This window comes from Streptococcus parasanguinis (genome assembly GCF_001069785.1).
Taxonomy (GTDB): Bacteria; Bacillota; Bacilli; order Lactobacillales; family Streptococcaceae; genus Streptococcus; species Streptococcus parasanguinis_T.
Genome location: NZ_JVSR01000110.1, coordinates 20,878 through 44,214, shown reverse-complemented (window position 1 = coordinate 44,214; position 23,337 = coordinate 20,878). Strand labels below are relative to the sequence as shown.

General features: G+C 38.8%; 23 protein-coding genes. 5 read left to right on the top strand and 18 right to left on the bottom strand.

What is annotated here, in order from left to right; translation table 11 throughout:
- Nucleotides 1-6 precede the first annotated feature (6 nt).
- The 7 genes from ADG03_RS10475 to ADG03_RS10445 all read right to left on the bottom strand — a co-directional run bounded on the left by ADG03_RS10475 (nt 7) and on the right by ADG03_RS10445 (nt 10,893).
- Entirely contained in the window at nt 7-1,185 is a 1,179-nt protein-coding gene (locus ADG03_RS10475) for a galactokinase (RefSeq protein WP_414716481.1), read from the bottom strand.
- Nucleotides 1,186-1,425: 240 nt separating this feature from the next.
- The gene (locus tag ADG03_RS10470) at nt 1,426-3,858 is read right to left on the bottom strand and encodes a glycoside hydrolase family 3 N-terminal domain-containing protein (protein ID WP_049472577.1); all 2,433 of its coding nucleotides are present in this window, start codon (nt 3,856-3,858) and stop codon (nt 1,426-1,428) included.
- A gap of 124 nt (nt 3,859-3,982) precedes the next feature.
- Complete coding sequence (gtfA, locus tag ADG03_RS10465; RefSeq protein WP_049472578.1) at nt 3,983-5,425, bottom strand: sucrose phosphorylase; 1,443 nt, start codon at nt 5,423-5,425, stop codon at nt 3,983-3,985.
- Between the two features lie 304 nt (nt 5,426-5,729).
- A complete protein-coding gene (locus ADG03_RS10460) occupies nt 5,730-6,563 on the bottom strand; it encodes a carbohydrate ABC transporter permease (RefSeq protein ID WP_021153463.1) in 834 nt (277 codons plus the stop codon).
- Nucleotides 6,564-6,576: 13 nt separating this feature from the next.
- Nucleotides 6,577-7,443, bottom strand: a complete 867-nt coding sequence (locus tag ADG03_RS10455; protein ID WP_021153464.1) for a carbohydrate ABC transporter permease — start codon at nt 7,441-7,443, stop codon at nt 6,577-6,579.
- 13 nt (nt 7,444-7,456) lie between these two features.
- Entirely contained in the window at nt 7,457-8,716 is a 1,260-nt protein-coding gene (locus tag ADG03_RS10450; protein WP_049472579.1) for an extracellular solute-binding protein, read from the bottom strand.
- 14 nt (nt 8,717-8,730) lie between these two features.
- Entirely contained in the window at nt 8,731-10,893 is a 2,163-nt protein-coding gene (locus ADG03_RS10445; protein WP_049472580.1) for an alpha-galactosidase, read from the bottom strand.
- 160 nt (nt 10,894-11,053) lie between these two features.
- Here ADG03_RS10445 and ADG03_RS10440 point away from each other — a divergent pair, with 160 nt between their 5' ends.
- The 3 genes from ADG03_RS10440 to birA all read left to right on the top strand — a co-directional run bounded on the left by ADG03_RS10440 (nt 11,054) and on the right by birA (nt 13,912).
- On the top strand, nt 11,054-11,887 hold the full coding sequence (locus ADG03_RS10440) for an AraC family transcriptional regulator (protein ID WP_049472581.1): 834 nt from the start codon (nt 11,054-11,056) through the stop codon (nt 11,885-11,887).
- Nucleotides 11,888-11,954: 67 nt separating this feature from the next.
- The gene (locus ADG03_RS10435; RefSeq protein ID WP_049472582.1) at nt 11,955-12,962 is read left to right on the top strand and encodes a LacI family DNA-binding transcriptional regulator; all 1,008 of its coding nucleotides are present in this window, start codon (nt 11,955-11,957) and stop codon (nt 12,960-12,962) included.
- Between the two features lie 8 nt (nt 12,963-12,970).
- Nucleotides 12,971-13,912 carry a bifunctional biotin--[acetyl-CoA-carboxylase] ligase/biotin operon repressor BirA gene (gene birA / locus ADG03_RS10430; RefSeq protein WP_049472583.1) on the top strand — a complete coding sequence of 314 codons (942 nt, stop codon included), beginning with the start codon at nt 12,971-12,973 and terminating at the stop codon, nt 13,910-13,912.
- 1,247 nt (nt 13,913-15,159) lie between these two features.
- Here birA and ADG03_RS10420 read toward each other — a convergent pair.
- From ADG03_RS10420 to ADG03_RS10375, 10 genes are all read right to left on the bottom strand, one after another.
- Nucleotides 15,160-15,558 (bottom strand): hypothetical protein, encoded by a 399-nt coding sequence (locus ADG03_RS10420; RefSeq protein ID WP_049472585.1) that lies wholly within the window; start codon nt 15,556-15,558, stop codon nt 15,160-15,162.
- Nucleotides 15,559-15,849: 291 nt separating this feature from the next.
- On the bottom strand, nt 15,850-16,212 hold the full coding sequence (locus tag ADG03_RS10415; protein WP_049472586.1) for a hypothetical protein: 363 nt from the start codon (nt 16,210-16,212) through the stop codon (nt 15,850-15,852).
- Between the two features lie 198 nt (nt 16,213-16,410).
- Complete coding sequence (locus tag ADG03_RS10410) at nt 16,411-16,614, bottom strand: CsbD family protein (protein WP_021153475.1); 204 nt, start codon at nt 16,612-16,614, stop codon at nt 16,411-16,413.
- A gap of 415 nt (nt 16,615-17,029) precedes the next feature.
- Nucleotides 17,030-17,269 (bottom strand): GlsB/YeaQ/YmgE family stress response membrane protein, encoded by a 240-nt coding sequence (locus ADG03_RS10405; protein WP_003007835.1) that lies wholly within the window; start codon nt 17,267-17,269, stop codon nt 17,030-17,032.
- A 619-nt stretch (nt 17,270-17,888) separates the two neighbouring features.
- Nucleotides 17,889-18,092: a CsbD family protein gene (locus ADG03_RS10400; RefSeq protein WP_049472676.1), complete on the bottom strand. Its 204-nt coding sequence runs from the start codon at nt 18,090-18,092 to the stop codon at nt 17,889-17,891.
- A 117-nt stretch (nt 18,093-18,209) separates the two neighbouring features.
- Nucleotides 18,210-18,413: a CsbD family protein gene (locus ADG03_RS10395; RefSeq protein ID WP_021153476.1), complete on the bottom strand. Its 204-nt coding sequence runs from the start codon at nt 18,411-18,413 to the stop codon at nt 18,210-18,212.
- Between the two features lie 45 nt (nt 18,414-18,458).
- Nucleotides 18,459-19,037, bottom strand: a complete 579-nt coding sequence (locus ADG03_RS10390; RefSeq protein ID WP_049472677.1) for an Asp23/Gls24 family envelope stress response protein — start codon at nt 19,035-19,037, stop codon at nt 18,459-18,461.
- Between the two features lie 15 nt (nt 19,038-19,052).
- Nucleotides 19,053-19,223, bottom strand: a complete 171-nt coding sequence (locus tag ADG03_RS11100; protein WP_049472678.1) for a DUF2273 domain-containing protein — start codon at nt 19,221-19,223, stop codon at nt 19,053-19,055.
- Nucleotides 19,224-19,234: 11 nt separating this feature from the next.
- Nucleotides 19,235-19,801, bottom strand: coding sequence for an alkaline shock response membrane anchor protein AmaP (gene amaP, locus ADG03_RS10380; protein WP_049472679.1), 567 nt, complete (start codon nt 19,799-19,801; stop codon nt 19,235-19,237).
- A gap of 80 nt (nt 19,802-19,881) precedes the next feature.
- On the bottom strand, nt 19,882-20,121 hold the full coding sequence (locus tag ADG03_RS10375) for a GlsB/YeaQ/YmgE family stress response membrane protein (RefSeq protein ID WP_049514611.1): 240 nt from the start codon (nt 20,119-20,121) through the stop codon (nt 19,882-19,884).
- Between the two features lie 655 nt (nt 20,122-20,776).
- Here ADG03_RS10375 and ADG03_RS10370 point away from each other — a divergent pair.
- On the top strand, nt 20,777-21,265 hold the full coding sequence (locus ADG03_RS10370; RefSeq protein ID WP_239667190.1) for a hypothetical protein: 489 nt from the start codon (nt 20,777-20,779) through the stop codon (nt 21,263-21,265).
- Nucleotides 21,266-21,532: 267 nt separating this feature from the next.
- Here ADG03_RS10370 and ADG03_RS10365 read toward each other — a convergent pair whose 3' ends face one another.
- Nucleotides 21,533-21,895, bottom strand: a complete 363-nt coding sequence (locus ADG03_RS10365; protein ID WP_049472622.1) for a hypothetical protein — start codon at nt 21,893-21,895, stop codon at nt 21,533-21,535.
- A 666-nt stretch (nt 21,896-22,561) separates the two neighbouring features.
- On the opposite strand from ADG03_RS10365, the gene ADG03_RS11910 reads away from it, so the two are divergent.
- Nucleotides 22,562-23,182, top strand: coding sequence for a hypothetical protein (locus ADG03_RS11910; RefSeq protein ID WP_239667189.1), 621 nt, complete (start codon nt 22,562-22,564; stop codon nt 23,180-23,182).
- Nucleotides 23,183-23,337 lie beyond the last annotated feature (155 nt).

Here is a 23,337-nt window from a genome sequence, read left to right as displayed (position 1 = left end):
TCCTTTTTAATCAAGCACCCGTGTCCCTGCCGCAACCTCTGCAATGTAGAAACTTGGCGCATAGCCAATGATTTCCTCATAGCGTTTGCCAACAGCTTCTTTAAATGGTTCAACCTTATCTTTGTTGACAAGGGCGATAGCGCAACCACCAAAGCCTGCTCCCGTCATACGAGCACCAAGCACTCCTTCTTGTTCCCAGGCTGTATGCACCAAGGTATCCAATTCTAGACCAGTCACTTGGTAGTCATGCTCTAAGGATACGTGGGAAGCATTCATGAGACGGCCAAAGCCTTCCAAATCACCTGCTTCAAGCGCCTTGCGTGCTTGGAGGGTCCGTTGGTTCTCAAGTACAGCATGACGAGCCCGTTTGATGCGATTTTCATCCTTAATCAAGTAGCTGTAAGCATCAAAAGCCCAGAGATCCAATTCCCCTAAGGTTTGGATGTCTAGTTTTTCTTGGAGTTCAGAGACGGCGGTTTCACATTCTGCACGGCGTTCATTGTATTTGGAATCCGCTAATTCCCGGCGTTTGTTGGTATTCATGATGACTACGACATTGTCTTTGAGGTCCAGCGGTACCAGATCATACTCTAGGGTGTTGGTATCGAGATAAATAGCCCGTTGATCAGCTCCCATACCGATGGCAAATTGGTCCATGATCCCAGAGTTGACTCCGATAAAGTGATTTTCAGTTTGTTTGCCGATCTTGACCAGATCTAGACGATCTAACTGAAGATCATATAGTTTCTCAGCGATGACGCCAATCAAGAGCTCAAGCGATGCTGAAGAAGAAAGACCGGATCCATTTGGAATATTGCCATAGACATAGACGTCCATTCCGCTATCAATGACATGACCAGCTTCTTGTAAGAAATGGAGCACGCCTTTTGGATAGTTGGTCCAGTTGTGCTCTTTTTCAAAGTGGAGATTTTCAAGTGGAACTTCAATGATCCCCTTGTCTTCAAAGTTTCCTGAGAAGAAACGCAAGACCTTATCCTCGCGCTTTCTTGCCGCTCCGTAGGTACCAAGTGTGATGGCTGCTGGGAAGACATGCCCACCATTATAGTCAGTGTGTTCACCGATCAGATTAATCCGTCCTGGTGAAAAGAAAGTGTGGTCAGCCTTTTCCCCAAAGACAGCCTGGAATTTTGCTTGTAAATCTTGAGATGTGATTGTTGTCGTCATGAGAAACTCCTTTAGTTTTGTAAACGTTTTTATACTTGTATTATATCTGATCGCAAGTAAAACTTCAAGTGTTTTTAGTAAAATTTTATTAATTTTTTATTTTATGCCCAGAAAGGCGATAACAAAGGGTTTTCCTCCGATTACAACTTCTATTCCATCATTGCCATCTCGAGTTAATTTTAGTAAACTTTTACCAAAAAATCTCAATTGGGAAATCACCCAATTGAGATTCTGAATCCTTTAGTGTTTCTTTCTTGGATAGACAAAAGATCCAAGGAAAGTTAAGAGGCTGATGCCCATGAGGGAGAGGAGGTTCCCTGTTTGACCGGTTTTTGGCAATACCGATGATGCAGGACTTGCTGAAACACTTGCAGGAGCCTGATCAGTGGCTTGTTTCACAGCGATCGGAATAACTTGTGGAGCATCAAGAGTGCTAGCTTTTTCTTGCTTGCTAACAAGGACCTGAGTTCCTGTGTTACCAACCTCTACTGGTTGTGTCTGATGGGTTGGTTCTTGGACTGGTGAAGTTGGATCTTGGCCTGGTGAAGTTGGATCTTGGACTTCTGGTGTTGGCAATGGAGCAGGTGCTGGATAGAAAAGACCATGACCAATGCGGTAGGCATACTCTGTTTCCGACATTTTTCCGTCTACAATTTTTGGAATATCAACCGGTAAGGTACCTAGATGTTCCTTGCCATTGAAGATGACTTCCACTCCTGCAGGAATATTAGGACCAAATGCATTGTCTGGTTTGAGGGATTCCGTTGGATCCATTCCCTTATTTCCATAGACTGCTAAAATGGCTTTGGCTGCGGGATAGTTGGCTACATCATAAGGTTTAGAGATAGAAAGGACAGCTGCCTTCTTATGGTTGGTATTGGCATAATTGACGATTTCTGTTGGAATCTTGGTCCGCCAGAAATCTTTATCCAGTTGCCCTTCATAACCGATCTCTGAAATCACTACGATATGGGTGGCTTTTTCAAGGTCTTCTTTTAGACTATCAAGGGTGGATTCCTTAGTGAAGTTCTTGGCCACAAAGGAGGTATCTTTTGGAAGCACTCCATCCGCGATTAAGCGACGCATGCCCAAATTTAGTCCTGGGACTTCATTTTCAAAAGCTCCGAGTAGTAAGACATGGTCCCCTGTTTGCACCTTAAATGGCAAGGTATTGTCTTCATTTTTTACAACCGTCACCGCTGCTGCTGCAATCTTGCGTTCCAAGTCACGGTTGAGGCTAGATCCGACTGCTTCCTCTGCTTTTTCAGCTGTCCGAGCACTTGGATCAAAATTCAGGACCCCACGTTTTTCTTTGAGGGTCAGGATCCGACGAACCGACTCATTTAAGCGTTCTTCTGAGATGTCACCGGTTTGGACCGCATCTACCACTGCATTGACGATGGTATCAATCTTGGTCAAATCGGCTTTGCTGCGAAGGGTCGTTGGCATCAAAACCAGGTCAACTCCGGCTTTGATAGCCATCTTCACGGCTTCCACCTCACCGAAGTTCTTAGCGATAGCATCCATTCCCATGGCATCAGAGACAATCACGCCCTTATAGCCGTATTTCTTCCGTACCAAGCCCGTTAAAATATCATCAGATAGAGTAGCTGGAACATAGATTTTCTCACCCGTTTCTTTTGACACAACCTGATCTTTTTCAATCTGCGGGTATTGGATATGAGCCGTCATCAAGAGGTCTACCCCTTCATCCATAGCTTTTTTGAATGGAAGGAGTTCCAATTTTTCAAGCTCGGCAAGAGATTTATCCACCAATGGCAGACCCGTATGTGAATCGACTGCTGTATCTCCGTGGCCTGGAAAATGCTTGGCAGCTACAGCGACATTGTAGTCTTGAATCCCTTTCATCATCGGAATACCCAAGTAGGCAACCCGGTTTGGGTCAGATGAGAAGGAACGAAGCCCAATTACAGGGTTTTGAGGATTATTATTGGTATCTAGAACCGGAGCAAAGTCCACATTCAGGCCTAGTGCAGAAAGTTCACGTCCTATGATTTGACCGGCTTCTTTCGCTAGTTTGGGATCATTGGTAGCCCCAATGGCCATATTCCCAGGAAGGGCTGTACCCGTACCCAAGCGGTAGACGATCCCCCCTTCTTGGTCGATGGCTAACAATAGCGGAATTTTCCCGTTATTGGCCTTGTTTTCAATCGCTGCCTTTTGCATATCTTGCGTCAGAGCCAGGGTTTGCTTGGTCTCTTTGACGTTTTCAGCAAAAAGAATGACGCCTCCAAAATCATATTTATCAATCGCATCTGCTACTTCAGCATTGACCTTGGTGAGATCCTGTGGCGACTCCTGATTAGCCTCCTGCCACTTACGGAAGTCCGGCATGATCATTTGAGTCACCTTTTGTTTGAGTGGCATGTTTTCAATCAGTTTTTCCACTTCAGGAGATGCTGTCTCTGTCGATGTTACCGTTGGAGAGGCAGCAGGGACAGCTGCACGGTCTGTTGTCGTCGGCGTTTCGGCCACTTCTCCCTGATTTTCTGTGGCGGTTTCTGGAGTTGGAGAAGCCACCACCTCTTCTACTGTTGCTGCCGGTTCATTGGCTTGATCCGGTGCTTGAGCTGTGTCTGCTTTTGCTGTTTGAACGGATAATAGAGCAAAAGCCGTTAATAGGGCCGCAGATGGATAAATGATTTTTTTCATAAAGCGACCTCCTTTCTTTCAATAGATATTGTACCATTGTTTTATAGTTTTGTAAACGGTTGCAATATCTAAAACAGAAAAAGGATAAGCTTTTTTACTTATCCCTTAGTTCGTTCATATTTTTTTAAAACACCATTTCTTGACCGTTTTCTGTCACTTGGTAAGTGCCCTCAGCAAGATCGATTCGAGCTACTGCTGTGACAGTCTGGTCTTTGTTTTGGCGCGTGATGACAATGGTATGATCATCTGGTGTTTCCACTTCAATGCTTCCTTCTAGGTCAAAAGCTTGCGAGTTGTTCCGGAAACTAAAGAGTTTGAGAAGGGATTGCACGACTGGACGCTCTACTTCTTGAGCGATTTCTTCATTGCTGTAGTAATGACGGTTGATATTGCGGCCTTCTTTGGTGTTTTCTAAGAGTTCCAAATCATTCTTCCCAGCTAGGAATCCAACATAATAAACTTGTGGAATGCCTGGCGCAAAGGCTTGAATCAAGCGGGCTAAGAAATACTTGCCATCGTCATCTCCAAGCGCTGAATAGTAGGTCGAATTGATTTGGTAGATGTCCAAGTTGTTGTATTCTGCTGTGGAATATTTGCGTTTCACATTCGCTCCTACCTTATAGAGCTCATTTGATGCATAGTCAATTTCTTCATCTGTCAAGATATCCTTGACATCGACTACCCCAATCCCATCATGGGTGTCGAGTGTCGTGAACTGCTTCATAGGACTCATCTTCAACCACTTGGCAAGGCGCTCCACTTTTGAACTATAGAGGCTATAGAGGGTTACCATGGGTAGCGCGAAATCATAGACATAATAGTCGTGATCGGCAATCTTAAATTGGATGGAATAGTGTTCATGAATCTCTGGCAAGAGCTCAGCACCATAGCTGGCCGCCATATCGCGCACCTTATCCAACAAATCCCAAATATCTGGCTCCACGAAGAAATCATTAGTATCCAATTTCTTGACTGCATAGGCAAAGGCGTCCAAACGAATGAGGTCACAGCCATTGCTTGCCAGATGTTCGATGGTCTTGCGAATAAAGTCCATGGTCACTTCCTTGGTCACGTCTAGGTCAATCTGCTCTTCCCCGAAGGTATTCCATAGATGCTCGGTCGTCCCATCCGCAAAAGTGATAGCTTGTTTAGGAGCCCGGTCTTTGCGCTTATAAATCAAATCTACATCTGCTTGAGTTGGGCGATTCTCTGGCCAGAACTTGTCCCAGTTGAGAAAGAGATCCTTGTAGGCACTTTGGTCATGCTTTTCTTGGTAGTCCTTGTAGTATTTAGATTGACGAGAAATGTGATTGATCATAAAGTCAAACATAAGATAGTACTTGTCGCCCAAGCGTTTGACATCTTCCCAATCTCCAAAGGCTGGATCCACTTGGTCATAGTCCACAGGCGCAAAGCCTCGGTCACCAGTTGATGGGAAAAATGGCAAGAGGTGAACCCCACCTACTGCATCCCCAAAGTGCTTCTCTAGATTTTCATAGAGATCCTTAAGGTTATTTCCTAAGCTATCTGAGTAAGTGATTAACATTGTTTTGTTTTGAATTGGCATAATGGTTTCCTTTTCTTTTTTGAAAGCCAAGTCTTAAGAGACCTGGCTTTCTTGAGTTTTTCTATTTTAGAATTGCTTCCTAGGATACGATTTAAATCAGCAAGCTGAATCGTTACTTTGTATTTGGAATTGAACACGGGACTAATTTCTTAGGAAAAAAGATAAATCTCCTTGTGTGCAAGCACACTACGTCGATTTCCTATATTTCCACAGCCGTTACTACTTCAGTAGTTTACGGATGTGGATGCCTTAGGGTACTACAGAAATTTTCAGCAAGCTGAATCGTCCCTTTGTATCTTATTTGTTATTTCACTGCGCCGTTGCTCATTCCTGCGATGATATGGCGTTGGAAGAAGAGATAGACAATGGTGATACTGATAATGCCGACCACGTAAGAGGCAAAGCTTGGTCCGTAGTCGTTGAAATATTGGCCTGCGTAGTTGTATTGGAACAATGGCAGGGTCCACATTTTGGAATCCCGGTTCAAGACAAGGAGTGGCAACATGAAGTCATTCCAGAACCAAAGGGCATTGATGATCATGGTTGTCGCATGCATGGGTTTCATCATTGGGAAGATGATGCGGAAATAGGTTGTGAATTTATTAGCCCCATCGATCTCTGCTGCTTCATCCAGACTTTCTGGGATAGAGATTTTGATATAGCCGACATAGAGGAAGAGGGTCTGTGGAATCGCATAGGTCAAGTAGAGCAAGATCAAACCAAAGGTGTTAGCCAAACCGAGTTTACTCATCATAACCGTAATCGGAATCATGATAACTTGGAAAGGTACGAAAATCCCAAGAATCAAGAGGGTGTACATGATGGTAAAGGCTTTTCTCTTACTCATATTACGTGCGATGGAGTAGGCTGCCATGGGGATAAAGATCATTACTGCAAGTAAAGACAAGACAGTGATGACGACAGAGTTCCAATAATAGCCTCCGATCCCATCAGCCAAGAGACGGCTGAAGTTGTCCCATGTGAAGTTGGTTGGAAATCCAAAGAAATTGTCTACGATATCCTTGGTTGGTTTGAAGGAACTAAAGAGGGTGGCAAGGAGTGGCACTAAAATCAGAACCGATCCTAGAATCAATAGAATGTATTTGCCAATCAAGGCTTTTCTTTCATCTTGTTTCATCGTGCTTCTCCTCTTAAATTTCAAATTTCTTAGATACTCTCAATTGGATGATTGAAATCACTACAATCAAGAAGAACAAGATTACGGCAATGGCATTGGCATAACCGAATTGGTTGTTTTTAAAGGCATAGTTATAAACCAAGAGCCCAAGTGAGGTTGTGGCATTATTTGGACCACCACCAGTCATGGCAAAGACTTGGTCAAAGGCGGTAAGCCCACCTTTTAGGGCTAGGATAAAGACCATAGAGACACTTGGTAGTAAGTAAGGCAATTCAACATTCCAGAAGACTTGCTTGCTAGTCGCGCCATCGATTCTTGCTGCTTCTGTAATTTCAGATGGGATAGATTGCAGACCAGCTAGGAAGATAATGATGGGCATAGCTACTCCTTGCCAAAGAAGGACAAAGACAGCCGCGAAGATCGCTCCCCACTTAGTCCCTAAAAGACTGGTTTGAAGAAACTCGATATGAAGGGCATTCCCAATTGCTGGAAGACCGTAGTTGAAGACTTGTTTGAAAATCAGAGCCACTGTCAAACCAGACAAAACTGCTGGGAAGAAGAACCAAGCACGAAAGAAGGTTTGGCCTTTGATCTTAGAGTTCAAGACACGCGCAATGAAGATCCCAAGGGCAATCTCACCAACTACCATAGCAATCGTGATGATTGCAGTAAAGCCAATAGCATTCATGAATTTTGGATCCATAAAGAGGAGCTTAAAGTTGTTCAAGCCGACAAACTTGTAGTTATAGGTCAAACCTGTCCAGTTGGTAAAACTGTAAAAGGCTCCTTGGAACATTGGCACATAGAAGAAAATTGCTTGTAATAAGAGGGGAATGACCACAAAAGCCCATGCCCAATATTTTTGTAATACTTTTTTCATTGTCTCTCTACTCCTAATCCACATCCGCTTTCATCGGGTTAAAGAAGGCATTCAAATCATTGACCATTCCTTGTTTATCACCTGTCAAGACATAGTTCATCGTCAAGGTATGGAAGTCTGCTTCACTGGTCCAGTATTGTTGCAACCACACCAAGTGACGATCCGTAAAGGCATATTTGGTCATCCCAGCAAGCGGTGAATCCTCTCCTGCTTGTTTGACCCCTTCGATCGCTGTTGGAGATCCGTCCACATCATAGTACTTTTGCATGACTTCTGGACGGGTCATGTATTCCACAAAGGCATTGGCTTCTTTTGGATGTTTGGTAGTAGCAGAGATAGACCATGCTAAGTCTCCTGCACCAACGGTTAAGCTTTGTCCTTTTTCTTTTCCTGGAATCATGAAGGTTCCAATCTTAAATTTCGGTTTTTGTTCATTAATCGCTGTAATCGCCCAAGACCCATTTGGTGTCATGAGGACGTCCCCACGCGCGAAGGCTCCGATAACGTCTGTATAGCCAGCACCTTCCCAGTTCTTTTGCTTCGAACCTTTAATGCGAAGAATATCCATCACCTTGATGTCATCTTTCATAATCGGATCCGTCAATTTAATAGCATTTGGTTGAGAATAACGAAGATATTGATTGGCTTCTTTTCCTCCACCTGCTGCTGTCGCAAAGGCTAATTGATTGTAACCATTGAGTGTCCAAGCATCTGCACCTGCAATTCCAAATGGTGTTTGTCCTTTAGCAACGATGTCTTTGACTAACTGTTCAAATTCATCCCAGGTTTCAGGGACCTTCAAGCCTAGTTCTTCGAATTTATCTTTGTTGTAGTAGATTCCGTAAGCATTGGCTGTAAAGGGAACGTTGTAGACTTTTCCGTTCACGGCATATTTTTCAGCATAGCCATTTTTCACGCGTTTCATATAGTCTTTATTGGACAAATCTTCGAAGACACCTGCTTTTGCCCATTCTTGTAGTTCGATGGACTGTGGGTAAATATTAACCACATCTGGCACATCTCCTGCGAGGACACGTGTTTTCAATACTTCTCCACCGTTCGGTACATTGACAACTTTGACCTTGACCTTTGGGTTTTCCTTTTCAAAATCACGCGCGATTTCTTCCAAAGTTTTAGTCATTTCTTTTTTCTGGTTGAAATACTCGATGGTCACTGTGCCATCCGCAGATTTTCCATCGTTGGAGCAGGCACCGAGCCCAAACAAGGCTAGGCCTGTAGTCGCAAGAAGTCCGATTTTTTTATACCATTTCATTTGGCTGTCTCCTTTTATTTTTTGACAAAAATATATTGTTTGCTGAGGAAATCTCCCTGAGGAAGAACGACGGTTAAGCCAGCATACATGAGCTCGGCTCCTGAATAGACTTTATCTGTCCCTTCTAGGCTATAGAGCGCATCTTCTTCCAACCCTTTGAGTTTCAGGGTCGGCTCGATCTCTTCAACCGTTGATAAGACTCGTACATAGGTTAAAACCGTACGGTCTTGATAAGTGAACTGGACGGCTGCTTGATTGCTTCCTTGGCTTGGATTGATCAAGCGGTAGTGTTTTCCGAATTGAACAACTGGTCGAATCGTTTTGTAATGAGCGACTTGAGCTGCGATCCGATCCAACTCTTCTTGCGGAAGACTGGTTAGATCCAATTCATAGCCCAGATTTCCCATCATGGCTACATGACCTCGCGTTTCAAGTGGTGTCATCCGTTCCATCTGGTGATTTGGCACTGCTGATACGTGAGCCCCCATAGAAATGGTTGGATAGAGATAGCTAGATCCATACTGGATTGGAAGTCTAGCAATGGCATCCGTATTGTCACTTGCCCATACCTGAGGGAAGTAACGCATCATACCAAGGTCGTTGCGACCACCACCACCGGAGCAGGACTCAAAGAGGATGTTCTCATACTTCTCTGTTAAGTAAGAAACCACTTCATAGAGACCCAAGATATAAGCATGGGATTGCATCTTGGTTTCAAGGTAAGTTTTACCATTTCCAAGTTTGGTGATATTGCGGTTCATATCCCATTTGATGTAGTCGATCTCATGGTTTCCAAGTAAGTCATCCAAGACCTGCTTGATATAAGAAACCACTTCTTTATTTGCGAAATCGAGTACTAGTTGATTCCGTGAATAGGTGTGTTCATAGCCTGGGACTTGAATAGCCCAGTCCGGATGAGCCCGGTAGAGGTCGCTATCAACAGAAATCATTTCTGGCTCCACCCAAAGGCCAAATTGAAGTCCCTTGCCGTGGATGCCCTGGATCAGTTCTGCTAGGCTTCCTCCTAATTTTTCTTCATTGACAGTCCAGTCACCGAGGGCCCGATTGTCATCATAGCGATTGCCAAACCAGCCATCATCAAGAACGAAGAGTTCGATTCCCACTTTTTGAGCCTCATCCGCTAGCTCCAATAATTTGTCTTTCTTAAAGTCAAAGTAGGTTGCTTCCCAGTTGTTGATGAGAATTGGACGTTCTTTATGGGCAAACTGGCTAGAAATGATATGGTTTTGGACAAAAGCTTGACTCTCTTGACTGAGTCCGGTCAATCCCTTATGGGAGTAGCTAATCATGGCTACCGGCGTATCAAAACTCTGATTCGGTGCCAACTCCCAGGAGAAGTTTTCTGGATTGATTCCCAATCCAACGCGAACTTCATTGAGTTGATTCTTTTGAACAAATCCTTCAAAATTTCCACTGTAGAGCAGTTGGAAGGCAAGAGCAGAACCGGCATCTTCTGTCACTTCATGGTCAGCAAGGATAAGAGCTGGGGTCTGGGCATGTCCAGAAGCACCACGGTTGGAGCTGATGGAGAAGATTCCTTGCTCTACTTGCTGGCGGCGGACTGTTTTTTCTCTCGCATAGGCCCCTTGAAGGGTGATGACATCGTAGTCACCTGCTGGGACATCGGCCAACACACTGAAGGCCTTGTGGATCACGACGATTTCATCACTGCAGTTTTCAATCTTTGAAAAGCTAGTGATGGTTGCTCGATCCTCGTAAGCCGTGTAATAGAGGGTCAAACGCAGGGCCGCTTGATCATCTTCAAAGACCAAGGCCAAGGTTTCAGCACTATCTACTGTATGTGGATTGGGAAGACCAGTTGCCCCGACACTGCCAGAGTAGATATTGGCTCCGACATAGAGGAAATCCGTCACCTCTGTGGCGCCGTGCTGGATTTGAATAGACGGCTTTCGGAAATCTCCAAGCCCGTGCTGTCCTAGGATCTGACGCTGGGTATCCAAGCTGAAGGTTCGATTGTCAGGTGTTGGATTTCCAGAGAAAGCATGATCCTTCTCATGCACCGTATTGGAAAAATGATAAGACGGGATCGGACGTCCCAGATGCTTAAGCATCAGGTAGCCATCTCGATTTTCAAGGATCAGGCTCAGTCCCTTACTTTCTACATAGAACAAATTTTGTTCAATACGAATTGCCATATCTTCCTCCATTGGACCCGAAAAATATCACTATGTATTTTTAATTTCAGTTCCAATAACTTTCTTTTTTAGCATGTCTTTATTTTACTTGATGTAAACGCTTTCGAAAATAGAATTTTGTTGGACTTATATGGTAAAATGTTAGGTAGGAGGTTTCCCTATGTTAGTCTTTTCTGAATACCAAACCGATACCATTGACCTAGCCCTTGATTTTTATGGCTATGAAGATTGTCCAAAAAACTATGAATTTGGCCCTAGCGTCCGAGATAATTTTGTCTTGCATTTTATTACAGAAGGAAAGGGAGTCTTCCACTTCAATAAAAAAGAAATCCACCTAGAGGCCGGGGATCTCTTTCTTCTTCCCAAAAATAAGGTGACCTACTACAAGGCCGATGCAGAAGAACCTTGGTCCTACTACTGGATTGGCATCAGTGGCACCAAGGTGAGTGATTTCATGCGTTTTTCAACCCTGCATGAAAAAGGCTTTTTAAAGAAAACAGAGGTGGAAACAGAAAAGATCGGCCAGTTTATGGAGCGACTCGTCCACAAAGCAGAGGCTTCAAAAATGACTTCTCACTACCAACTCCACCTTCTCTCGCAGATCTATGAACTGCTATTTCTTATCAGTGAAGTGGCTCCCGATATCCATCGGAGCCATCCATCTCCAACCTATCAACTCTACCTGACCTGCAAGCATGTGATTGAGACGCATTACAATAAAGAGCACTTGAGTATTCAAGAGATCGCTGATGACCTCAATGTCCATCGCTCCTATCTGACAACTGTCTTTAAGGAGTTTCACCAGATCTCTCCCAAGGAATTCTTACACTCGGTCCGAATGCAGCGTGCCCAGCAGTTACTGACCAACACAGACGAGAGCATCAAGATTGTAGCTTACTCAGTGGGCTTTTCAGATCCCCTCTATTTTTCAAAGGCTTTTAAGGCCTATAGCCAGCTGACTCCTAGCCAATATCGCAATAAACATAAAATTTAGTAAAATTTTATTTCTTTTTACTAGTTTTTAGAGTATACTGGAAGTAGAAATCAATAAAGGATGAACTATGACAACGATTAAAGACATTGCGGAAAAAGCAGGCGTTTCTCAGGCAACGGTCTCTCGCGTCCTCAACCAGGATGCGACCTTATCTGTTGGGGAAGACACGCGCAGTCGGATTCTTCGCATCGCTGAAGACTTGCATTACCAAAAGAAAAACCGCAAAACAGGGCCTCAACCAGTTGAGGATTTTCATAAAATCGTCATCTTTGAATGGTACACGCGTGAAGAAGAATTAGATGACCTCTACTACTATGCCATTCGGATGGGGTTGGAAAAACAAGCCCAGGAATTAGGCTATGAGATCTTTCGTATCTTCAATAATGACGATTGGTCCTTGATTCAGGAGGCAGACGGCATTATCGCTCTTGGGAAATTCAGTCCCAAGACCATTCGAGATCTAGAAAGCTACGGCAAACCCCTGATCTTTGTCGATAGCAATACCCTCTATTTAGGGCATTCCTGTGTGACGACCGATCTAGAAGATTCTGTCATCACCGCTCTCGAGTATTTCCTTGAGCATGGCCACAAGGAGATCGGGCTCTTGGTCGGGCAGGAAGAGACGGCAGATGCGACACCGTTACAGATGGATCCCCGTCAACGGACCTTTCAACAGTTTCTCACGGAAAAAGGACTTTATGAGGAGCGCTTTGTCTCTGTTGGGCAATTCTCGACCGAGTCGGGTTATCAGATGATGGAGCAACTGATTCAAGCATTGGGCGACGACTTACCAACTGCCTTTTTCATGGCCAGTGATGCCTTAGCTGTCGGAGCTCTTCGGTCCCTTCAGGAGCATCAAATCGCAGTTCCTGAGCGCGTCAGCCTCATTTCCTTCAATGATACTTCCATCGCCAAGTACGTCTTTCCTGCTCTCTCTACAGTGACCGTCTACACAGAAGAAATGGGTAAGCAAGCCATTCAAATGTTGCGGCAGACCTTTCAAGGGAGTCAACCAAGTGTTCCCTATATGGTCAAATTAGCTACCAAACTCACGATTCGAGACAGCAGTCGCTAGGAGGTCTTATGAAAACACACGAAATCCTCTTTCAAACCCTTTCTCAGGCAGATGATTATGTCAACGGGGAGCAGCTGGCAAAAGAATTAGGCGTTTCCCGCACCTCCATCTGGAAGGCTATTCAGCGCCTGGAAAAAGATGGGGTCGTCATCGAATCCCTCAAAAAGAAGGGTTATAGACTAGTCTCAGGCGATATTCTGCTTCCTGAAGTCATCGCAAAAAATACCCAATTGACCGTTTCCTTAAATGAACAATGTAGCTCCACCCAATTGGATGCCAAATTAGGCATAGAAGCCCATCAAGAAGGCAAGGCGCTCTATCTGGCCAAGTCCCAATCTGCCGGAAAGGGCCGCTTTGGTCGCGACTACTACTCTCCCGATCAAGGCGGCATCTATATGTCTCTTCATCTCAAGCCCCAACTCCCACCTGCGGAGCTCCCCCCTTATACCCTCATGGTCGCAGGAGCCATCTATAAGGCTATTAAAAATCTGACCCTGATCGATGTCGATATCAAATGGGTCAATGATATTTACTATCGCCATAAAAAAATTGGGGGAATCCTAACCGAAGCTATCACATCCATCGAGACTGGCCTTGTCACGGATGTCATTATCGGAGTCGGTCTCAATTTGGCTATCTCTACTTTTCCAGATGAGCTAGAAAGCAAGGCTGGTTCCTTATTTGAAGGCCCTTGTCCCATCACCCGCAATGACCTCATCAGCGAGATTTGGAGGGAATTTCTTCATACGGATATTGATGAACTGGTCTACCTCTACAAAGAGCGCTCCCTGGTCTTAGGACGAACCGTTACCTTTGAGCAGAACCAACAGACCTATCAGGGCCTCGCCAAAGACATCTCCGATACCGGCCAACTCTTGGTCCAATTAGACAAGCAAGAAGAAATCTGGCTCAATAGCGGAGAAATCTCCCTCAAGCAGTGGAATCTATAAAACAGAGCTCACAACTCACAAAAGAGTCTGGGACAAAACGCTGTCTCAGACTCTTTTGTGTGAAGAAATATCAAAAATTTTTAAACCAATTCTTGATAAATTCTAAGCATATATCCAGTAAGAATTTGATAAATAATAATACAATTCCAATCTTCACAAACATGTAATATTTAAATGTGTCATCAAATTCATGCACACGGATCGGAAAGGTGAAGATATTAGACGGATTGATAAGAAAATATAGTGAGATACAAATAGATAAAACCAACGCCACTATAAAAATTTTTTTATGTATTTGCATTTTTTACCTTTTCCTTTCTTGTTTTCCAACATTAAATACCAATCACCAATTTTATACCTTCATCATATACCAATTTCAAAATAATACAAGTCTGTTTTTCTAATCATTTTTATGATATAATAATAAAGTTCGAATGATAAACAAAAAACTCAGTAACTATTCCAACAAACTCTGTAAAATTAACTTTTTAGATAGCAGCATGATATATTTAAGCTACTAAACAGTTCAATTCAGTATGTTTTTTGCCCCATTTTTAAATCATGACATTGAAAACACCTAAAAGTACTTCCCTAAAATCAGCTATATCTCAACATTTTTGATTACTTTCAATATTAAAAGTTCTTACAAATTCATGCAGGGGGCATCTAAATCAACAGGAAAAAGCCTTGATTTCAAGGCTTTTTTGCTTGTCATTTTGTTTTTTGTACCAAATAATTATAAAAGTTTTCTAACGTTATCAAATTCTTCATTTATTTTCTCTTGTAGTGTATGACCATATACTGCTCTTCTTCTATAGCCTGAGACTCGTTTGATGAAAATAAATCCGCAGAAAAAGTAAATGCTTCTAGTAAAACATTATCTGCTCATACTGTTTTATTACATTCTTGGGTATGTAATAAAACCAGCACAATCAAGAAGAGATTAATAATTAGTAATACAAGTATTTTATTATGTTTGATTTCCATAACTATATTATGGTCGGTCGCCTTCTTCTTATCAAAAGGTTTTGAAAAATAAAATTGTCAACATACTAATAACTAAATTTAGAGAGTGGGACAGAAATCGGTAATTCGTTAGAATTCGATTTCGTCGTCCCACCTCCGCACAGTTGAGTAGGGCTGTAAAAGCTGATGAAATCAGCGCAGTAGAGCCCACTCAACCACTGCGTCTTACTCGATAATCCAAAGACAATTGAGAGGCTAGGACTTTTGTGTCCCAGCCTCATCTATTTTCTTATCTCACATAAATATTTTACATGACCAGGTTCATCAAATTCGTTTTTCTCAATAGCATACGCCACATTTGTATCCTTATTGAGAAATAGTATCATAGAATATGGTGCCATAAAACTTGCTTTCTCTTTCAAGAACCAAGAATCAAAACATTGGTCGCCTTCGTATAACACGATTCTTTCATATTCATCTACATCATCACCTTCTGAAAGTCGTGCTCTTACTTCAAAATTAGCGCTGGGTTCTTTTCTCAAGATATCCCCAATCCAATAAGTTGCTTGTTGAAGCGAATAGAAATCAGCAATCCCCCAACGGAAGTACTCTCCCATTTTTTCTTCTACAAATTCAAAATCTTCAGTGGTGTCCATATCTCTAAAACTTGTTATTCTCATATAGTATTCTCACTTTCTATTGATACAACTTATTTTTATTTTACAGCAAGCAACAAGGCTAGCTTGTTATTTAAAGGATCTTTCTTAGTTGCAGTAATTTGATTCAAATCCTTATATAAATTTATTATATCAAATTTATGTAATTTTGTCAATTTTGTCAGATTTAGTACACACTAGGATAACTGAGAGTCAATTCTTGATCTAGGAGATACACAATATAAAAACGCTTAATCCCTTTGTATAGAATAAGCGTTAAATGACAAGAGCAAAAGAAAAGATTAATTATTGTGGTCAATTTTCATCTAAATCCTTCAGTGCCTTCTTATAAGCCTCACTATCTTTCTTATAATAATCACGCTCTACACCAGAGATATCTACAGTAAAGACACCATCTTCATATATATAACTTGTTGTACGGTTTAACATTTGCGAGCCCATTAACTCAATTGTTTCATTCTTTCGATCAATTACAAAGTTGTCAGCAACACTACTATCAAGTATCCCTTGATTTCCTGAGATAGTAAATGCTCGTTCATTTCTAGATTCACTAACCCAATAATATTCCCCATCCAAAGTCTGATTTCTTTGATTAGAGCATGAAATTAAAGGCATACTCAAAATCGTTAAAAATAGTAGAATCAATAGTTTATCCAATGTAATACCTCCTTAATTGTTTATGTTATAACAAAATACCATTATAGGAATACTACGAAAATGTCTATGATAACAGCAATTTTTAAAGATGTCTGTTACAATAGCAAATTAATCTCACAGAATCAAAAACGCACTCTATTCTCCATAGTGGAGCTAATTAGAATGCGTCATTAGGGACTAAAAGATGACTATTATCAACTATTTATCGTCACCTTTAATCATATTTTTAACGCCTTCGATTGCTCCTTCAACAGCATCTTTTGCGTCTTCTGCGACTTCTTTAACTTTAGAAACTACTTTTTCAGCAGCTCCTTCTTTTTCTGTTTTCTTATCGCCAGTCAATTTACCGAATCCTTCTTTGACTGTACCTTTTGCTTGATTGATTTTTTCTTCTGTAGACATACTATTACCTCCATCTGTAATATATTTTATTTTATATCAAAAGAAAATCGATTTTTCGCTTAAATCTTATGCTAAGTGTGCCATCATTCAGTTAAATTGAAATAGTGCTTTACTTAGGTTTATTTGATTATATCGGCTTATAGCCTATATAATCTTATTGTAAAAGTTAATATGAACAGAACTAAAAATTGTATAGAGTATGTTGATCTAACCCGAAAAATCGATTATACTTATGACTTATTTGTCATCACCATTAAATAAATTCTTTACATCTTTGATTGCGCCTTAAACAGCATCTTTTACTTAGTTGCCTTTTTCTTCTGTAATTTTGAAATAACGAATCTTCTCAAAACTACAATCAAATCATAATCTTTTCCTGTTATAAAGATTATGATCTATTCTTGAAAAAAGAAATTTATTCCTTCTTCCCTAAGAAGAATGAAACGACACAAACAACAATGACAGCTCCCGCAATTGAAGGAAGCAATGCCATACCTGCCAAAGATGGTCCCCAAGTACCCAAAAGAGATTGTCCAACTGATGAACCAATTAAACCTGCTAAAACATTAGCAATGATACCCATTGAACCACCCTTTTTTGTGATTCCTCCTGCAATGAGACCAATAAGGCCTCCTACAATAATAGACCAAAGCATAATAGGACTCCTTTCTATCTCAAAGAAACACTATTTAAATCATATTCAATAAGCAATTATGATGAATATAACATTTTTGTATTTTGATTTTTTAGCTAAAAGTCTCTTATTGAATAAAAAATTAAAGCGCTTACTTTTCTAGAGATAATATAATTATAGACTATTTTTTATATGGAGTCAACTAAAATACTTGACTTTTTTAAAATTGTTGAAATATATTAAATTATAAAACAAAATACCTAAATAGTATTATTGTTTGTGATAAACAAATAGAAAATATATGTTGAATCATTCTATTGTATATTGATTTATATATATTTTCCTGCTTTTAAATTATGTCTTATCTCACTTTATTTTTTATAGTTATTTACATTTGTTTAATGTATAAAATAAATATAAAGTGTGTGTTTCGTTAATTTTTTAAAGCAAAGCAGAAATGTAGCTAATTGCTTATATCATTAAAAGATTTTTTTAGATTCTCAACATATCTGTATAGTAATAGCCTCTTAAAAATTTTGATCAAAAAGCACCCCATCTTCTATAGTAGATATAAAAACTATAGAATTTAGGGTGCTTTTTTAGGATAGACTAGTTGGGATTGAATGATAACAAATAACTATTATTTGTCGTCACCTTTAATCATATTTTTAACGCCTTCGATTGCTCCTTCAACAGCATCCTTTGCGTCTTCGGCAACTTCTTTAACTTTAGAAATTACTTTTTCAGCAGTTCCTTCTTTTTCTGTTTTTTCATCGCCAGTTAGTTCACCAACTTTTTCTTTTACAGCACCTTTTGCTTGGTTTAATTTTTCTTCAGTTGACATAGTCTTGCCTCCGTTATAATTTATTTATTCTATGAATAATTTTTACTCGAATTAAATCTGATCGTCATTTAACCTATTAGTTGGCTTATGACCATTTACCATCTTTTATCTTGACAACTATTTGTCGTCACCTTTAATCATATTTTTAACGCCTTCGATTGCTCCTTCAACAGCATCTTTTGCGTCTTCTGCGACTTCTTTAACTTTAGAAACTACTTTTTCAGCAGCTCCTTCTTTTTCTGTTTTCTTGTCGCCAGTCAATTTACCGAATCCTTCTTTGACTGCTCCTTTTGCTTGGTTTACTTTTTCTTCTGTAGACATGGTCTTACCTCCGTTTGTATATGTTTTTATATATCCAAATTCAAATTAATGAACACGTGGTTTTTCATTTGATGAAGAATCAGTTACAGCTTCTACGCCTTCACCAACTTTTTCTTTAACTGCTGAGAATCCATTTCCTAAACCTGTTTTAACATTTTCAAACTGTTCAGATGCGAATTCACCTGTTGATTCAACAACTCCAGTCACACGATCTTGCAAGCTTACTGAGTCAGCTTCATATTGTTCTTTTGTTTTAATATCAACAACATTCACATTCACTTCAACAACTTCCAAGTCAGTCATCTTAGAAACTTGTGATACAACTACATCTTTAATGTGTTTGTATATTTCAGGAACATTCTTTTGATATTCAACCACGACATTCAAGTCGACAGCAACTTGTTCTTTACCAACTTCAACGTTTACTCCGTTAGCAACATTGTCAGTGTTGATAATCTTATCAGTTAGATTAGAGAAAAATCCTCCGTCAACAGCCAACAAGCCATTTACTTTTTCTAAAGAAAGTCCGATAATTTTTTGAATGACTTTGTCTTCGTAAGTCAATTCACCCTTCACATCTTCTGCTTTCACATTAGTTTCTTTGACATTTTTTTCGTTTGACATATTGAAACTCCTTTATTATTTAAATAGTCCTTTTTGTTGTAAATAATATCCAACTCCAGCTCCTAAGACGGCGAAGATTAAAACAAATAATGTTTTAAAGAAACCATAGGAGAGGATGAAGCAAGCTAAAATAATACCTGCTAACCCAGACAGGAGTGGATACTGGTATTTTTTAAACCATTCCATTTTTTATTTCCTTACTTTACACGACTCACAGTTTTTTTAGTTGGTTTTTTAGGCTTATAATCCTTTACAGAAACATCAAGCTTAACACCATGATTTAGTCCAAAAAACTGTGTTAATCCATTACCGATTTCATCTTTTATAGACTGAGTTCTTTGAATAATATTATCTGAAGGAAGAATTTCTCCTTCCACGTAAACTAAACATTTCTTTTTCCGACTATTTACACGAACTTTAGGGTTCTTAATGAAGTTGTTTTCATTAACTACACTACGAACAAATCCTTCAATAGCAGAACTTTTTAGTTTTAGTTCACCACCAGTATTTTCTAACTCTATCTCTAAATGTTGTTTAGGATAAAAAATTATCACTAACATAGAGAATAGAATTAAAATTGAAAGAACTAAAATACCCCAAAAAATGTATCTAGAAAGATAATATCCTAAAAAAGAAATCCTCTTCCAATTAATCAAATGGAGCTCTAAACCGCTAACTTTATGATAATCTAGCAAAATAGGAATCAAAATTGTCAAGATTAAAATACAAAATATAAGAGAAAGTATTTTCTTAGATTTTGACATATTGAATCCTTTCACGAATACAATCAAATCATAACCTTGCCCTGTCTTAAAGATTATGATTTATTCTTGAAAAAAGAAAATTATTCCTTCTTCCCCAAGAAGAATGAAACTACACAAACAACAATGACAGCTCCCGCAATTGAAGGAAGCAATGCCATGCCTGCTAAAGATGGGCCCCAACTGCCCAAAAGGGATTGTCCAACTGATGAACCAATTAAACCTGCTAAAACATTAGCAATAATACCCATTGAACCACCTTTTTTAGTAATTCCTCCTGCAATGAGACCAATAAGGCCTCCTACAATAATAGACCATAGCATAATGGGCCACCTTTCTAAATCAAAGAATATTTATTTAAATATTATCTATCTCCATTGATTAATAATATTATCAATTTGGATTGATAAAATAAATAGTAGAATTTTAGCTAAAATCTTATTTCGGATATTTTTTCCAAAATATTTTTCTATGATTGATATAACTATAAACCTTTACCCAAACAAAGTCAACTAAAATGCTTGGGTATTTTTAAAAAGCATAAATATTTCTTATAAGACAATGAACCTTTATATAGTAAGATTGTTTGCGTTTTCACAACATTTTAATTTAGGTTAATTTATATATTCATTTGTTTATATATCTATAAAAGCGTGTTTATTTTTGTTTGGTTTCTATATTATTTGTTCTATCTCGATCACCAATAAAATGAATAAAAAATTTATTTTATTGTATTTTATATTTAATTTAGGATGATGTATCAGTCTCTATTCGATAGAAATTTGAGTTTTTTTAAAAAATTTTTTTAAAATACTATATTTTATAGAGAATTTTTTATAAAATTTGACGTATACTTTTATAAAATGTATAATATTTATATGTAAGCCCTTCCAAACTAATTTGACTTTTAGCTACCATTCCAAGAGTGTCTATTCACGACACTCTAATATTTTATTTAGAGAAAATTTGGAGATTATTATGGATTTTAGAGAAATATTGGTTCAACCAGAGTATTCAAAATTAAGCAGCTTCAATACTCAACTTGAAGGTTTTGAAAAACTTTTTAGAGATAAGGACTTATTAGACATCCGAGAAGATTTAACCAAAATTAATAAAGATGAAGTCATCGCTCTTTGTTCAGAAATAAAAGGATATAAATCTGGCTTTCTGGATACATTATCTTTAATTGCTTCAGAGTCTAATATAGAGAATTATAGGGATGTCTTTGAGGAGTTATGGACTGAGTATGAATTTGATAATCGTATCGATGACTTACTTGATCGTTACCCGTATACAAACGTTGAAGAACGAATTGATTATAAATTGTTAGAAGAGTACGGAACAACCTCACGCGAAGAGGTAGCCAGAATGATTATCGAGGATTTAGATACTTCATCAGATGGAGAGGCTAAAAAACTATTCCTTCAAGAGTTTCTCTCTATGCAAAAAAGAGAAAATGATAACTAATAATCTTTAATATCTTCATTACCATTTTTTCAGTGTATTAAGAGGAAAAAGTTAATAACATGGCATTATTTTTGTGTTCAAATTTTTCAAAATCAGGTAAACTAATTAAGGAAAAGGTCGAAGGAAAAAATATACTCTTCTCTAATTTTTTAATTAAATTATTCTGTAAGAAATATAAACTATTTGGTACAAATTGATAAGTCCAAAATAGATAAATCATCTAAAAAGCACTAAAATACACCTATTCGGTAAAATAGGTGTATTTTCTTATCTATAACCAAATTCTTTAAGAGCTTTCTTATATGCACTGCTACCTTTTAAGTAGTAGTCATGTTTCATTCCACTAATATCAACAGAAAAGACTCCATCGTTAAACGAATATTCTTCTGTCCTGTTTGCAATATCTTGTCCAGTTAACTCAATGGTTTTCTTCTGTTTATCAATACTAAAGTTATCGGCTTCTCCATGCTCAATAGAACCTTTGTTACCTTTTATAGTAAATGCTAATTCATTTCTTTCGTCCGATATCCAATAATATTCACCATCCAACGATTGTTGATTGCTTTTAGAACATGCAATTAATAGAACTGCCATTATTGACAGTAGCAAAACACTTATAATTTTTTTCATATACTTCGCCTCCTTTTGTAATATTATTTTACCAAAATAATATTACAAAATTGTGTCAATGTCTGTTATAATAGAAATTTTAATAAATGTCTGATATAACGGACATTTATTGTAAAATAAATTGTTAAAAATGATGCTGAGATAGCCATTCTGAGCTATTTTCAGATTAGAGGACGGACAAATCCCACCACTAAAATTCCCTACAACCCCAACAGTTGAGGCTTTTTTTGCTTATCATACAATAACACGACTCATGAATCATGACCGTGTTATGTTTTACTTAAACTAATTATCTAATCCTCTTAGTTAATTTAAATCAGGCTTTTACTATCTATATTGGATTTCCCACAAGATCTCCAACAACTTTTAGATTTCATAATTATTTTGTTTTTTTTGAAAATTAACGGATTATTCTTGGAGGTATATTTATAATTTTCTGTCATCGCTAAACGAATTAGACCAGGTCCTATTGCCATGATATCAGCAACCTATACAATCAAATACGATAATAATATAGTTTATTTTATTTGACTTTAATGCATAATAATGTTATAATTAAAGTAGATTAAATAGATAGATAGATTATTTAGGTTGGAAAGGAGGAGAGCTAGCAAATCCTGAATGAAAAACGTGGATAATAAAATAAATTAGAAAGGAATAGCTATCATGAAAAAAACATTCAAATATACAAATGCCCTATTAATTGTTCTGACTCTTTGTGTAACAATACTTTCAAGCGCAACATCTGTTTCTGCAAACACTAAGAAACCCTCAACACCTGAAGAAATATCAATAACCGATTTCCCTGATATTCACTTAAGTGATCTCACTCCTGAACAAAATCGAAAATTGAATTTAATGTTCACTATCGGAGAAGAACTCGCTTTAACAGATCAAGGAGAATTATATTTCAAACACAATGCTGAATTTATCAAAAATAAGTATAATTTAAGCAATGATGACCTCACCTTCTTAACTGAATCAATTGCTAATTACAATACAACTATTACAACGCCAGTTATGATGCCGAGAGCCAGTTTTAGCGGAGGATATATTCATCTATCATACTACGAAGTGCTCGATATCGTTAATTTAGCTGCTAGTTATGGCCCAGGTGTCATTGCTGGAGCAATGTCTGTAATATTGTCATTTTACCCTGGAATTGGCACCGTTATCGGAGGTTTCGTTGGATGGTTCGGGGCAGCAACTATATTACAAGCAATGAGTGATGCAGCATTTCAAAAGAAGGGAATAAAAATTGGTATTGGTGGAATATCCGCAGAATAGAGGTATAACATGAAGAATCTTAAAGAATTTATTGTTATTTTTTTAATATTTTGCTTATTTTCGGTAATCAATCATTATTCCCCAATGATTTATAATTCGATACAAACAACCATATTTATTCCCATATTAGTATTTATAGTTTACAAAATCATCAT

What these genes read in the sequence shown, in the direction of transcription:
- ADG03_RS11910 (WP_239667189.1), top strand. Translation starts at nt 22,562, where the DNA reads ATGAAAAAAACATTCAAATATACAAATGCCCTATTAATTGTTCTGACT.
- ADG03_RS10435 (WP_049472582.1), top strand. Translation starts at nt 11,955, where the DNA reads ATGACAACGATTAAAGACATTGCGGAAAAAGCAGGCGTTTCTCAGGCA.
- ADG03_RS10395 (WP_021153476.1), bottom strand. Translation starts at nt 18,413, where the DNA reads ATGTCTACAGAAGAAAAAGTAAACCAAGCAAAAGGAGCAGTCAAAGAA.
- ADG03_RS10405 (WP_003007835.1), bottom strand. Translation starts at nt 17,269, where the DNA reads ATGCTTTGGTCTATTATTGTAGGAGGCCTTATTGGTCTCATTGCAGGA.
- ADG03_RS10455 (WP_021153464.1), bottom strand. Translation starts at nt 7,443, where the DNA reads ATGAAAAAAGTATTACAAAAATATTGGGCATGGGCTTTTGTGGTCATT.
- ADG03_RS10375 (WP_049514611.1), bottom strand. Translation starts at nt 20,121, where the DNA reads ATGCTATGGTCTATTATTGTAGGAGGCCTTATTGGTCTCATTGCAGGA.
- ADG03_RS10420 (WP_049472585.1), bottom strand. Translation starts at nt 15,558, where the DNA reads ATGAGAATAACAAGTTTTAGAGATATGGACACCACTGAAGATTTTGAA.
- ADG03_RS11100 (WP_049472678.1), bottom strand. Translation starts at nt 19,223, where the DNA reads ATGGAATGGTTTAAAAAATACCAGTATCCACTCCTGTCTGGGTTAGCA.
- ADG03_RS10475 (WP_414716481.1), bottom strand. Translation starts at nt 1,185, where the DNA reads ATGACGACAACAATCACATCTCAAGATTTACAAGCAAAATTCCAGGCT.
- gtfA (WP_049472578.1), bottom strand. Translation starts at nt 5,425, where the DNA reads ATGCCAATTCAAAACAAAACAATGTTAATCACTTACTCAGATAGCTTA.
- ADG03_RS10390 (WP_049472677.1), bottom strand. Translation starts at nt 19,037, where the DNA reads ATGTCAAACGAAAAAAATGTCAAAGAAACTAATGTGAAAGCAGAAGAT.
- ADG03_RS10450 (WP_049472579.1), bottom strand. Translation starts at nt 8,716, where the DNA reads ATGAAATGGTATAAAAAAATCGGACTTCTTGCGACTACAGGCCTAGCC.
- birA (WP_049472583.1), top strand. Translation starts at nt 12,971, where the DNA reads ATGAAAACACACGAAATCCTCTTTCAAACCCTTTCTCAGGCAGATGAT.
- amaP (WP_049472679.1), bottom strand. Translation starts at nt 19,801, where the DNA reads ATGTCAAAATCTAAGAAAATACTTTCTCTTATATTTTGTATTTTAATC.
- ADG03_RS10460 (WP_021153463.1), bottom strand. Translation starts at nt 6,563, where the DNA reads ATGAAACAAGATGAAAGAAAAGCCTTGATTGGCAAATACATTCTATTG.
- ADG03_RS10400 (WP_049472676.1), bottom strand. Translation starts at nt 18,092, where the DNA reads ATGTCAACTGAAGAAAAATTAAACCAAGCAAAAGGTGCTGTAAAAGAA.
- ADG03_RS10365 (WP_049472622.1), bottom strand. Translation starts at nt 21,895, where the DNA reads ATGAAAAAAATTATAAGTGTTTTGCTACTGTCAATAATGGCAGTTCTA.
- ADG03_RS10370 (WP_239667190.1), top strand. Translation starts at nt 20,777, where the DNA reads ATGGATTTTAGAGAAATATTGGTTCAACCAGAGTATTCAAAATTAAGC.
- ADG03_RS10440 (WP_049472581.1), top strand. Translation starts at nt 11,054, where the DNA reads ATGTTAGTCTTTTCTGAATACCAAACCGATACCATTGACCTAGCCCTT.
- ADG03_RS10445 (WP_049472580.1), bottom strand. Translation starts at nt 10,893, where the DNA reads ATGGCAATTCGTATTGAACAAAATTTGTTCTATGTAGAAAGTAAGGGA.
- ADG03_RS10470 (WP_049472577.1), bottom strand. Translation starts at nt 3,858, where the DNA reads ATGAAAAAAATCATTTATCCATCTGCGGCCCTATTAACGGCTTTTGCT.
- ADG03_RS10410 (WP_021153475.1), bottom strand. Translation starts at nt 16,614, where the DNA reads ATGTCTACAGAAGAAAAAATCAATCAAGCAAAAGGTACAGTCAAAGAA.